The sequence below is a fragment of the Nocardia sp. NRRL WC-3656 genome (assembly GCF_000720265.1).
Lineage (GTDB): Bacteria > Actinomycetota > Actinomycetes > Mycobacteriales > Mycobacteriaceae > Nocardia > Nocardia nova.
Map to the genome: position 1 here is coordinate 260,602 of NZ_JOJF01000003.1, position 12,105 is coordinate 272,706.

Sequence of the window (12,105 nt, forward strand, 5' to 3'; positions counted from 1 at the left end):
GGACACAATCGGTCCGGTATCGGAACTAGAGTTTTCCGCATGGCTCGACCCACCGGCCGCGTGCTGATCCTGCTGGAACTCCTGCAGTCCGGCGGTACCCGCACGGTGGCCGAGCTCGCCGACCGGCTGGGCGTCGAGGGACGCACCGTGCGGCGTTATGTGGACCATCTGATCGACCTCGACATTCCGGTGGAGTCCGTGCGCGGCCGCTACGGCGGCTATCGCCTCGCCGCCGGATACCGGCTGCCGCCGCTCATGTTCAGCGACGACGAGGCCCTGGCCGTGCTGCTCGGTCTGCTCGCCGGCCGCCGGAACGGTTGGGCCCCAACGGATGTCACCGCGAGCGAGACGGCTGCCGCCAAGATTCGTCGCGTCCTGCCCGCGCCCCTGACCCGGCGATTGGACACACTGCTGGAATCGTTCGACGTCACCGCGCAGCCGGACGCGGCGGCCCCGGCTCAGGCCGCGGTTCTGCTCGCGATCGCCGATGCGGTACGCCACCGCCGGCCCGTCACCATCCGTTACACCGATCGGCACGGCCGCGGAAGCGAACGCGTCCTGCATGCCTACGGCCTCGTCGCTCACGCCGGGCGGTGGTACGTGACGGGCACAGATCCCCGGCTCGGCGAAGACCGCACCTTCCGCCTGGATCGCGTCACCGATGTGCGAACGCTGCCCGGCTCGTTCGACCCGCCCGCCGGGTTCGACGCCGCACAGCATCTCGTGTCCGGCTTCGCCGCCGCCGACTACCGATACGACATCGGCCTGCGGATCTTCGGCACCACCGAGCAGATCCGCGCCCATCTGCCCGCGACCGTCGCCACCGTGGCCCCCGCCGACGACGAGGAGGCGCCGCAACGCTGGTGGCGCGTCGACGTGCGGGCCGAGCGCCTCGAGTGGCTGCCGCCGGTGCTGGCGGCACTGGATCGCCCGTTCGTCATCGACCGGCCTGAGGAGTTGCGCGACCGCGTCCGGGCCCTCGCCGATCGGCTCGCCGCCTCCGCCCGCCGAACCTGATCGCCCCTTCTCACCGATGCGGCCGCTCCCTGCCGAGCGAATGAGCTTCCCGCTACTGTCTTTCGGGCACTGTGCGATCCTTCGCACCGATCGACGAGACGAGACAGGGGACCACATCCGATGGTTGGGTCAGGGACTGTGGGCCGGGACCTCGATCTGGCGGCGGTGCGGGCGTTCGTCGCCGCGGCCGAGGAGCGGCAGTTCAGTCTCGCCGCTGTGGTTCTGGGCATCAGTCAGCAGGCGGTGTCGAAGCGGATCCCGAAGCTGGAGGACCAGCTCGGGACGGCGCTGTTCGACCGCGTCCCCGCCGGAATCGTGCCGACCGCCGCCGGTGCGCGGCTGCTGCCGCATGCGCGAGCGCTGCTGGCGGTGGCCGAAACCGCGGTGGCGGCGGTCTGTGAGATGCCGCGTCCACTGCGTGTCGCGGTGCAGGGCGAGCGCCAGGGCGCGACCGAGCAGATGCGGTTCTACCTCGACCGCAACCCCGGCGCCGAGACCGAGATCGTGATCTCGAACGTCTTCGTCACGTCGCGGGACATGGTGGTGCACGGCCGCGCCGACGCCGCCTTCGCGCGCCCCTCGGGCGGCCCCCGCCCGCTGCCGCCCGATATCGCGGCCGTCCCCGCCTATGTCGATCCGGCGCATCTGCTCGTCGGCAGGGACCATCCGCTGGCCGGGCGCTCGGCGGTGCCGCTCGGCGAGCTGGCCGCGTACACGGTGTGGATTCCGGGTGCCGGGGTGGCGTCGGAATGGGCCGACTTCTATCGCGAGCTGAGTGAATTCTGCGGTGTCACCATCGATACGACACCGCGCGACCGCACCCGGTTCCCCGGGCCCGACGGTATCGAAGCCATGCTCGCACGCATCGCGGACTCCGACACCCTGGCCACCGTCAGCAGCGATCACTTCCGCAATCCGTGGCATCCGCACATCCGGCGGGTGCCGATCGTCGACCCGACGCCGGCCTATCCGCATGCGCTGCTGTGGTCGACGGCCAACACCCATCCGGGGCTACCGCACCTGATCGAGCATTTCCGCACGACCTACAACCGCGACATCGCCGCCGGCTGCTGGCTGCCCGCCGCCGACCGCGAGCGGTTCGCGGGCTGATCGCCGCGAATCCCGCTGCGCCCCTGCGCATTCGGTTCGGGACCGACGCAGATCAGGATCCGGTGCGCACCGCCGGGCGGTCCGGATGATCCCAGCGCACATCGAAGGTGGGCATGTCGTCGTGCTCGCGATCATGGCGCAGCAGCGCGGGCACGGTCCACCGGTCCGCGGGGTCGGTTCGGCGCAGCAGTGCCGATTCCGACATCTGCAGCCGCACGGTGACGTCGAAATCCAAACCCCGGCCGAGCAACATCGGCCCCGCGACCACCAGGACGAGACCCGGTTCGGCGGGCTGCATGCGCGCCCGCGCGGACCGATCCTCGACTTCGTCCCACAGCGCGGGCAGCCACCGCCCGCGCCCGCGTACCGCTTCCAGCACTTCACGATCCAGGGCGGCGTAGTCGAACCAGGCTGTGCGATAGGTCATCTCGTCGCGCCCGAACTCCAGCCGCAGCGATGCCGGGCGCACGAAGTCGTGCAACCAGACCCGCTCGGCCGGGCGCCCCCGCGTGCGGATCCGTTCGACGATCCGGTCCGCCGGTTGTCGCGGGTGCGCACCGTCGGCGCCGTCGACGGCCACCACGACCGGGCCCGGCAGGGCGAGAGCGGCCGCGGCGACCCGCTCGACCAGCCCGTCCACGGCGATCGGTTCGTATGCGGGCATCCGCCTATCATGCCCGTCACCGCGCGGATCCCGGAGAGTCGCCCGGCGACCGGGTTTGCCATCACATAGCCTGGGCGGGTCGATTTCGGGCACGGCGGTACCTGCGAGGCGATCGAGCACCCTCCGCGGAGCCCCGCCGGCGCCGGTGATCGACGATTGTCGTGAACTCGAGGAGGTCGTGGTCCGTGGCGGTGCTGGTCCCGCGTGAACGTCCGAGGCGGTGGTCGCTCGACGACATCGTCGTCACCGATCCGCCGATCATCCGGCGGGCGATCGGCGCCGCGAGTATCGGCAACATCACCGAGTGGTACGACTTCGGCGTCTACGCGTATTTCGAGCCGACCATCAAGGACGTGTTCTTTTCCCATCTCGGGGACACCGCCGGCACGATCGCCACCTTCGGCCTGTTCGCGGTGGCGTTCCTCGTCCGCCCGTTCGGCGGCATGTTCTTCGGGCCGCTGGCCGACCGCATCGGCCGCAACAAGGTGCTCGCCACCACGATGATCCTGATGGCGGCCGGCACGTTCGCCATCGGCTGTATCCCGGATCAGAACACGATCGGGATCTGGGCGCCGATGTTGTTGTTGTGCGCGCGGTTGCTGCAGGGTTTCTCGACCGGCGGCGAATACGGCAACGCCATGACCTTCATCGCCGAATACGCACCCGACCGGCGGCGCGGATTCCTCGGCAGCTGGCTGGAATTCGGCACCTTCACCGGATATCTGCTGGGCGCCTTGGTGGTCACGCTCGCCGACGCCACCCTCACCGACGAGCAGCTGCTGTCGTGGGGCTGGCGGCTGCCGTTCTTCGTCGCGCTGCCGCTGGGTGTGGTCGGCGTCTATCTGCGGATGCGGCTTGCCGACACCCCGGCCTTCGCCGCCCTGGAGAAGGAATCCGAGGAGCGGGAGAAAGCGAACAAGACCGGCGAGGAAGCGAAGATCCTGGCCCGGCTGTGGCCGTACGTGCTGGTCTGCATGGGCCTGGTGGTCGTCTGGAATGTCACCAACTACATGCTCACCTCCTATATGCCGACCTACGTCACCTCGACCGTGCCCGACAGCACCGGCGGCGGCGTGTCCTCCTCGGCGTCGCAGTGGCTGCAGATCGCGGTGATGACCATCGCGCTGCTGGCCATCCCGGTGATCGGCCTGATCTCGGACCGGGTCGGACGCAAACCGATCATCTGGGCCGGGATCGTCGCGTTGCTGGTGCTGGCGTTTCCGATGGTCCTGCTGGTGCGCACCGACAACGCCTTCGCCGTGTTCCTGGGCCTGCTCATGATGGGCCTGACCCTCATCTGCTTCAGCGCGACCATGCCGTCCACCCTGCCGTCGCTGTTCCCGACGAAGGTGCGCGGCGCGGGGCTGTCGGTGTCGTTCAACGTCGCGGTCTCGCTGTTCGCCGGCACCACCTCGGTGGTGGTCGGCGCGCTCGTGGGTGCGACCGGCGATCTGAACTGGCCGGCGTACTACCTGATCATCGCCGGCCTGGTGGGCGCGGTCTCGGTGTACTTCCTGCAGGAGCCCAACGGCCGGCACATGTGGGGCTCGGCGCCGGCCGCGCGGTCCGCGGAGGAGGCGAGGGAACTGATCGGATCGCAGGGCGAGCGGGCGTCGTGAGCGGTGTCACGGCGGAGAGTCGCGCGCCGGGGCGGGTTCGCCATCGCTTAGCCTGAGCGGGGCACGTGGCGGAAGGACGGTACATGGCGACGATCGAAGAGGCACTGGAGATCGAGCGGCTCGAGCGGGACATCTTCCGCGGCGCGATCACCAAGTCCCAGCTGGCGCGCACATTCGGCGGTCAGGTTGCCGGGCAGGCGCTGGTCTCGGCCGTACGCACCGTGGAACCGCGCTTCGAGGTTCATTCGCTGCACGGATACTTCCTGCGCCCCGGCAATCCCGCCGAGCAGACCGTGTATCTGGTGGAACGCATTCGCGAGGGGCGCTCGTTCTGCACCCGACGCGTCACCGGCGTCCAGGACGGCGAGGCGATCTTCACCATGTCGGCGTCCTTCCATGTCGGCGACGAGGGCCCCGAACATCAGGACCGGATGCCGGAAGTTCCACTGCCGCAGGACATTCCGGACGAACGCGCGTCGATGAGCCCGGAGCGGCTGTGGCTCATGCGCGAATGGGAGCACTGGGACATCCGGCTGGTGCCGCAGGAAGAGGTGGTCCGGCGCGACGGCCTGGCCTCCCAGCAGCAGGTCTGGTTCCGCTACCGGCACCCGCTGCCCGACGACCCGCTGTTCCACGTCTGCACCCTCGCCTACATGAGCGATATGACCCTGCTCGGTTCGTCGAAGGTCACCCACCGCGACGAACCGACCCAGGACGCGTCGCTCGACCACGCGATGTGGTTCCTGCGCCCCTTCCGTGCCGACGAATGGCTGCTCTACGACCAGAATTCCCCGTCCGCGGGCTACGGCCGCGCGCTCACCAGCGGGCGGATCTTCAACCAGCGCGGACAGTTCGTCGCCCAGGTCGTGCAGGAAGGGCTCATCCGCAAACTGCGGCGGTAGGTGAGCGGCGCCACAACGGCGGTGGCCGCGGGCCGCGTCCGCGCCGCGCGACTCGTATGCTCGTGCCGTGAAACCGACCATTGGCGTGCTGGCTCTGCAGGGTGACGTGCGGGAGCACTTCCACGCGCTGGCCGCGTGCGATGCCGAACCGGTGAGTGTGCGACGGGAATCGGAACTCGAGTCCGTCGACGCGCTCGTGCTGCCGGGCGGCGAATCCACCGCGATCAGCAAACTGCTCGAGGTGTTCGGGTTGCTGGAACCGCTGCGGGCGCGGCTGCGCGCGGGCATGCCGGCCTTCGGTTCGTGTGCCGGGATGATCCTGCTGGCGTCGGAGGTGCTCGACACCCGTCCCGACGCGCAGTCGCTGTCGGGCATCGATATGACGGTGCGGCGCAACGCCTTCGGACGTCAGGTCGATTCGTTCGAAACCGATCTCGACTTCACCGGACTCGACGAGCCCATCCGCGCGGTGTTCATCCGGGCGCCCTGGGTCGAACGCGTCGGCGACGGCGTCGAGGTCCTGGCCCGGGTTCCGCACCGGCCGCGGCCGGGGACCGTGGTCGCCGAGGGCCCGTCGGTGGGCGACCCGCAGGAGGCGGCGGGCCGGATCGTGGCGGTCCGGCAGGGCTCGGTCATCGCGACCTCGTTCCATCCCGAGGTGACCGGCGATCTGCGCGTGCATCGCCTGTTCGTCGACTCGGTCCGGGCCGCGGTGGCCGCCGGTACCTGACCGTTCGCCGCGCACCCCGGCCGGGCGATGGCGGACCGGGCAGTAGACTGCACAGCGATCGCCGGAACGCAGATCGCGAATCTGCCCGGGCCTCGAGCACACCGACCTGAAGGAAGTAGGGAATGAGCGGCCACTCCAAATGGGCCACCACCAAGCACAAGAAGGCCGTGATCGATGCCAAGCGCGGCAAGATGTTCGCGAAACTGATCAAGAACATCGAGGTCGCGGCGCGTACCGGCGGTGGTGATCCTGGCGGAAACCCGACTCTCTACGACGCCATCCAGAAGGCGAAGAAGTCGTCGGTTCCCAACGACAACATCGAACGCGCCCGCAAGCGCGGCGGTGGTGAAGAGGCCGGCGGCGCCGACTGGCAGACCATCATGTACGAGGGCTACGGGCCCAATGGTGTTGCGGTGCTGATCGAATGCCTCACCGACAACCGTAATCGCGCCGCCGGTGAGGTGCGCGTGGCCATGACCCGCAACGGCGGCAATATGGCCGACCCCGGGTCGGTCGCCTACCTGTTTCACCGCAAGGGCATCGTCACGCTGGAGAAGAACGGGCTCAGCGAGGACGACGTGCTGACCGCGGTGCTCGACGCGGGCGCCGAGGAGGTCAACGACCTCGGTGATTCGTTCGAGATCATCAGCGACCCCAGCGACCTGATCGCCGTGCGCACGGCGCTGCAGGAGGCCGGAATCGATTACGACTCAGCCGAATCCGGCTTCCAGCCCTCGGTGTCGGTGGCGGTCGACGCCGACGGCGCCCGCAAGGTGTTCAAACTCGTCGACGCGCTCGAGGACAGCGACGACGTGCAGAACGTGTACACCAACGTCGACGTCTCCGACGAGGTCCTCGCCGAACTCGACGCCTGATCCGTACCGCCGCGGGCCGCTGCCGGAGACCGGCGGCGGCCCGCGGCGTGTGATCAGGTGTGCACGGGCAGTCCGAGCCGCGCCGACACCCACGGCAGCGACGAGGTGAACGCGGCCGCCGCGAACTGCCAGGTATGCCCGCCCTGAGTGGTGTGGATGGTGCACTCGATGCCGACCGCGCGGCCCTGACCACACAGTTTCTCGGCGGCCCCGACCTCGCCGGTATCCATGACGCCGTCCTGGCCGCCGACGCCGATGCGGCTCTCGTCGACCTGCGGCAGGTGGAACCGGCCGCCGGCGTCCTTACCGGTGCGGTCCGGGCGGTGCGGCGGCGTCAGATCGTCGAACAGTCCGGCGACATCGGTATAGGGGCCGTGTTTCGCCATCACCGTCAACGGGTCGAAGCGGTCGTAGGCGGCCGCGTCGCCGCCGTAGAGGCGGGAGATCGTCTGCTCCTTGGTGCCGGAGGTCGGGCCGAGGTCGCCCGCGATGTCGACGAAGGTGTGGAACAGTTCCGGATGCATCACGGTCAGGTCGGTGGCGCAGGTACCGCCCATCGACCAGCCGACCACCGCCCACTTCGCCGGGTCGGCCGGCACGCCGAAACGCGAGTCCACATACGGCACAACATCTTTCGTGAGGTGGTCGGCGGCGGCGCCGCGCGGCCCGTCGACACATTCGGTGTCGTTGTTGAAGCTGCCCGAGGAGTCGACGAAGACCAGGACGGGGGCGCTGCCGGCGTGGTCCGCGGTGAAGGCGTCGATGGCGGGCATGATCTGGCCGCTGCGCAACCAGTCGGCGGGAGTGTTGAATTCGCCGCCGATCATCATCACCGCCGGCAGGGCGGGCGGGGTGGGCCCGGCGAACCACGCCGGTGGCAGGTAGACGTATTCGGTGCGGTGCTTGAACCCGCTGGCGCCGTCGCCGGTGTCGATCGGCACCACCACGCCGTTCGCGGGGTGACTGTTGCGCATCGCGGCGAGTTCGTCCTGATCGGTCTGGTGGGGCAGCGGCCCGGCCGTCAGCGCATTCCACGCCGACTGCACACTCGGGTAGTAGCCCACCCACTGGTTGAGCACCACCGCCGAACTGGCGACCGCGAACGGCACCGCCACGATCGCGGCGGTACGGTGCCACCACCGCGCGCCCGGCCAGCCGACGACCACCAGCGCGATCGCGGCGACCGCCGCGCCCACCCAGATCCACAGCCGCACCGGAGCGGGATCGGAGGCCAGGCCCTCGTTGTTCATCACGGTGCGGGCGGCGAAGGCGGCCACCACGCCGAGGGCGAGGCAGATCGGCACCCGGATCAGCCACCACCGCCGGCCCCAGCGCACGACGGCGACCACGAGCAGGACGGCGGCGACGACCTCGATGGTCAGCGGCAGCCAGCCGTGCAGCAGCGAGACGCCGTGATGAAAACCGTTGTAGGGGTTCAGTTTCGCCGAGGGGAGCTGAGGTGGCGGAGGCGGCGCCACTGCGGGGGCGGCGGTCGGCGCGGGGGCGGTCGGCGCGGGCGTCGGCACATCCATGGGCGCTGGGAACACGGCGTAATTGTCGGTGGCGTTCCTCGAGAAACCCTGTGAACTCGCTCGGAGTCCGGTCCGGCCGGGCGGCCGGCGAAGATGGGGTCGAAGTCCGGCGCCGCGCGAGCCCCGCGCGGCACAATGGGGCATATGGCCGAGATCGTGCTGGTGCGCGGGGATATCACCGAACAAGACGTGGACGCCGTGGTCAACGCCGCCAACTCCGGGCTGCTGGGCGGCGGAGGGGTCGACGGTGCGATCCACCGCCGCGGCGGACCCGACATCCTCGCCGCCTGCAAGCAGTTGCGGGCGACAACCTATCCCGACGGCCTGCCCACCGGGGCGGCCGTGGCGACGACGGCCGGCAACCTTCCCGCCCGCTGGGTTATCCACACCGTCGGCCCGGTCTGGGCGGCGAAACACGACCGCTCCGGCCTGCTGGCCTCCTGCTACCGCGAATCCCTGCGTGTCGCAGAGGAATTGGGTGCCCGCACTATCGCCTTCCCGGCGATCTCCACCGGCGTCTACGGCTGGCCTCTCGACGACGGCGCCCGGATCGCCCTCGACACCGTCCGGACGGCGCGTACCGGCGCCGCCGAGATCCGTTTCGTCCTGTTCGGCGCGACCGCGCATCGGGTGTTCGAGTCCGCGCTGGCCGCACTGGAATAGCCGGATTCGTCGCTCCGCGGCGCGGGGTCGCGGCGTCCGGGCTCCGTGTCGGTGGCCGCCGGTACGGGGGCTTTCGGTTAGACTTCGAACAATTGTTCGCGAATCGACAGGGGTGCATTTTCGTGCGGGTGATGGGTGTCGACCCCGGGCTCACCCGGTGCGGCCTGAGCATCGTCGAGGGCGGTCTGGGGCGGCAGGTCACCGCGCTCGACGTCGACGTCGTGCGGACACCGGCCGATATGGACCTCGCGCAGCGGCTGCTGGGCGTCGCCGACGCCGCCGAGCACTGGATGGACACCCATCGGCCCGAGGCGGTCGCGATCGAGCGGGTCTTCTCCCAGCACAACGTCCGCACCGCGATGGGCACCGCACAGGCCGGCGGGGTGATCGCGCTGGCCGCCGCGCGGCGCGGCATACCCGTCGCCTTCCACACTCCGAGCCAGGTCAAAGCGGCGGTGACCGGCAACGGGTCCGCGGACAAGGCTCAGGTGACGGCGATGGTGACCCGCATCCTAGGCTTGCAGACGGCGCCGAAACCGGCGGACGCGGCCGACGCCCTGGCGCTGGCGATCTGCCACTGCTGGCGGGCGCCGATGCTGGAGCGGATGGCGAAGGCGGAGGCCCAGGCCGAACAGGCGCGGCGCAGATACGCCGAAAGGCTTGCCCAGCAACGAAAGGCGGTGACCAGGTGATCGCGTCGGTGCGCGGTGAGGTGCTCGAGATCGGGCTCGACCACGCGGTGCTGGAGGCCGCGGGCGTCGGATACCGGCTCAACGCCACCCCCTCCACGCTGGCCGGTCTCACCCGCGGCGACGAGGCCCGCCTCTACACCGCGATGATCGTGCGCGAGGATTCGATGACGCTGTACGGCTTCGCCGATACCGAGGCGCGCGATCTGTTCGGGCTGCTGCAGACCGTCTCCGGTGTCGGTCCCCGGCTGGCGATGGCGGTGCTGGCGGTGCTCGAGCCCGAGGCGCTGCGAAAAGCCTTGGCGGAGAGCAACGTCGCCGCACTGACCCGGGTACCGGGCATCGGTAAACGCGGGGCCGAGCGCATGGTGGTCGAATTGCGCGACAAGGTGAATCTGGTTCCCGTGCAGTCCGCCCCGCCCGGCGCGGCGCCCACCCCGGTCGTCACCCCGGTGCGTGATCAGGTCGTGGAGGCGTTGACCGGTCTCGGGTTCCCGGTGAAGCAGGCTGAGCCCGCCGTCGACGGCGTCCTCGCCGAACAGCCCGAACTGGGTACCTCGCAGGCGCTGCGGGCCGCACTGGCGATCCTCGGCCGGAATCGGTGACGCCGATGCACGACGACGAATTGCCTTCCGGCAGTGACGGTATCGCTCCCGGCACCGACGAAATCGGCACCGGTGCGGACGGCGGCGAATCCGCGGTCACCGCGAACTACCTGACCTCCGACGGCGACATCGAGGCCGGCCTGCGCCCGAAATCCCTGGACGACTTCATCGGCCAGCCCCGGGTGCGCGAGCAACTCGCCCTGGTCTTGCGCGGTGCGACCCAGCGCGGCGGTACCCCCGACCACGTCCTGCTGTCCGGCCCGCCCGGGCTCGGCAAGACCAGTATGGCGATGATCATCGCCGCCGAACTCGGTACCGCGCTGCGCATCACATCCGGACCGGCTCTGGAACGCGCCGGTGACCTGGCCGCGATGCTGAGCAATCTCGTCGAGGGCGACGTGCTGTTCATCGACGAGATCCACCGCATGGCCCGGCCGGCCGAGGAGATGCTGTACCTGGCGATGGAGGATTTCCGGGTCGACGTCGTGGTCGGCAAGGGACCGGGAGCGACCTCGATCCCCTTGGAGATCGCGCCGTTCACCCTGGTCGGCGCCACCACGCGCTCGGGCGCGCTGACCGGCCCGCTGCGCGACCGCTTCGGCTTCACCGGCCATATGGACTTCTACGAGCCCGAGGAACTGCAGCGCATTCTGCAGCGCTCGGCGGCGATCCTCGGCGTGCGCATCGAAACCGATGCGGCGGCCGAGATCGCCGGCCGCTCCCGGGGTACACCTCGCATCGCCAACAGGCTGCTGCGCCGGGTCCGCGACTATGCCGAGGTACGGGCCGACGGCCTGGTCACCCGGGACATCGCCAAGGCCGCGCTGGCGGTCTACGACGTGGATTCGCTGGGATTGGACCGGCTCGACCGCGCGGTCCTGGGCGCGCTGGTCCGCGGCTTCGGCGGCGGCCCGGTCGGTGTGTCGACGCTGGCGGTGGCCGTGGGGGAGGAGGCCGCCACCGTCGAGGAGGTGTGCGAACCGTTCCTGGTTCGCGCCGGTATGGTCGCGCGCACCCCGCGGGGGCGGGTCGCCACCGCCGCCGCCTGGGAGCATCTGGGCCTGGTGCCGCCGCCGGATCTGGTTTTCGGATCTATCGAGGTCCGAGGCCGCGAAGTCCAGCCCACCCTCGACCTGTTCGACTGATCCCGTCCGGCCCGGCGGTTCGATCGCGTCAGCTCACCAGCGCCGCGACCGCATCCACGAAGGCATCCACCTCGCCGCGGTGGTAGGCCCGGACCCCTGCCGCGGCGGTGCCGAATGCGGGGCGGATCGCCGCCGCGTCCCATCCCGTCGCGGCCTGTGCCAGTAGCGCGGCGACGCGCTCGCGGAACGCGTCGACCTCGTCGGCGACATATCCGCTCCGGCCCAGCGGCGGTGCCGAAAACCGCAGCCGGGAAACATATTCCGGCGACGGCGGCCACGCCACCTGCGGCCGGGCCGGGCCGTAGCGCGCGGATTCCAGCGCCACGCAGGCGCGATCGAGAAATGCGTCCACCTCGTCGCGGTCGTAATCGCGGCGGCCGGGAGCGGCCAGGCCGAATTCGTGTCCGCGAATGGCGGCCGCGCTCACAATGGCCCGGCCCGCGAAGGCATCGGCGAGGGCGGCGCAGAACGCGTCGACCTCGGCGGGGTCGTAGCCGCGGTGCCCGATCGGGGCCCGGCCGAAACGGATCCCTCGCACATACTCCGGCGTCACC

At 70.2% G+C, this 12,105-nt stretch carries 13 protein-coding genes; 10 read left to right on the top strand and 3 right to left on the bottom strand.

The features are described from left to right. Positions 1-39 precede the first annotated feature (39 nt). Complete coding sequence (locus tag IG65_RS0106425; protein WP_030513901.1) at positions 40-1,017, top strand: YafY family protein; 978 nt, start codon at positions 40-42, stop codon at positions 1,015-1,017. 138 nt (positions 1,018-1,155) lie between these two features. After that, positions 1,156-2,127 carry a LysR family transcriptional regulator gene (locus tag IG65_RS0106430; protein ID WP_197039791.1) on the top strand — a complete coding sequence of 324 codons (972 nt, stop codon included), beginning with the start codon at positions 1,156-1,158 and terminating at the stop codon, positions 2,125-2,127. Between the two features lie 52 nt (positions 2,128-2,179). Here the strand turns inward: IG65_RS0106430 and IG65_RS0106435 are convergent, their stop codons facing one another. Next, positions 2,180-2,791 (bottom strand): hypothetical protein, encoded by a 612-nt coding sequence (locus IG65_RS0106435; protein WP_030513903.1) that lies wholly within the window; start codon positions 2,789-2,791, stop codon positions 2,180-2,182. 185 nt (positions 2,792-2,976) lie between these two features. On the opposite strand from IG65_RS0106435, the gene IG65_RS0106440 reads away from it, so the two are divergent. From IG65_RS0106440 to IG65_RS0106455, 4 genes are all read left to right on the top strand, one after another. After that, positions 2,977-4,410: an MFS transporter gene (locus IG65_RS0106440; protein ID WP_030513904.1), complete on the top strand. Its 1,434-nt coding sequence runs from the start codon at positions 2,977-2,979 to the stop codon at positions 4,408-4,410. 83 nt (positions 4,411-4,493) lie between these two features. Beyond that, complete coding sequence (locus IG65_RS0106445) at positions 4,494-5,312, top strand: acyl-CoA thioesterase II (RefSeq protein ID WP_030513905.1); 819 nt, start codon at positions 4,494-4,496, stop codon at positions 5,310-5,312. Positions 5,313-5,379: 67 nt separating this feature from the next. Further along, positions 5,380-6,042, top strand: coding sequence for a pyridoxal 5'-phosphate synthase glutaminase subunit PdxT (gene pdxT, locus IG65_RS0106450; RefSeq protein WP_030513906.1), 663 nt, complete (start codon positions 5,380-5,382; stop codon positions 6,040-6,042). Positions 6,043-6,164: 122 nt separating this feature from the next. After that, a complete protein-coding gene (locus IG65_RS0106455) occupies positions 6,165-6,917 on the top strand; it encodes a YebC/PmpR family DNA-binding transcriptional regulator (RefSeq protein WP_030513907.1) in 753 nt (250 codons plus the stop codon). A gap of 53 nt (positions 6,918-6,970) precedes the next feature. On the opposite strand, the gene IG65_RS0106460 is transcribed toward IG65_RS0106455, so the two are convergent. Further along, the gene (locus tag IG65_RS0106460) at positions 6,971-8,449 is read right to left on the bottom strand and encodes an alpha/beta hydrolase family protein (protein WP_081879300.1); all 1,479 of its coding nucleotides are present in this window, start codon (positions 8,447-8,449) and stop codon (positions 6,971-6,973) included. 144 nt (positions 8,450-8,593) lie between these two features. On the opposite strand from IG65_RS0106460, the gene IG65_RS0106470 reads away from it, so the two are divergent. The 4 genes from IG65_RS0106470 to ruvB all read left to right on the top strand — a co-directional run bounded on the left by IG65_RS0106470 (position 8,594) and on the right by ruvB (position 11,551). Then, positions 8,594-9,112 (top strand): O-acetyl-ADP-ribose deacetylase, encoded by a 519-nt coding sequence (locus tag IG65_RS0106470; RefSeq protein WP_030513909.1) that lies wholly within the window; start codon positions 8,594-8,596, stop codon positions 9,110-9,112. A gap of 122 nt (positions 9,113-9,234) precedes the next feature. Then, the gene (ruvC, locus tag IG65_RS0106475; protein WP_030513910.1) at positions 9,235-9,804 is read left to right on the top strand and encodes a crossover junction endodeoxyribonuclease RuvC; all 570 of its coding nucleotides are present in this window, start codon (positions 9,235-9,237) and stop codon (positions 9,802-9,804) included. Beyond that, positions 9,801-10,406: a Holliday junction branch migration protein RuvA gene (gene ruvA / locus IG65_RS0106480; RefSeq protein ID WP_030513911.1), complete on the top strand. Its 606-nt coding sequence runs from the start codon at positions 9,801-9,803 to the stop codon at positions 10,404-10,406. Before ruvC ends, ruvA begins: the two co-directional genes overlap by 4 nt. Before the next feature lie 5 nt (positions 10,407-10,411). Then, on the top strand, positions 10,412-11,551 hold the full coding sequence (gene ruvB / locus IG65_RS0106485; protein ID WP_231509072.1) for a Holliday junction branch migration DNA helicase RuvB: 1,140 nt from the start codon (positions 10,412-10,414) through the stop codon (positions 11,549-11,551). Between the two features lie 28 nt (positions 11,552-11,579). Here ruvB and IG65_RS0106490 read toward each other — a convergent pair whose 3' ends face one another. Then, on the bottom strand, positions 11,580-12,104 hold the full coding sequence (locus tag IG65_RS0106490; protein ID WP_030513913.1) for a DivIVA domain-containing protein: 525 nt from the start codon (positions 12,102-12,104) through the stop codon (positions 11,580-11,582). Position 12,105 lies beyond the last annotated feature (1 nt).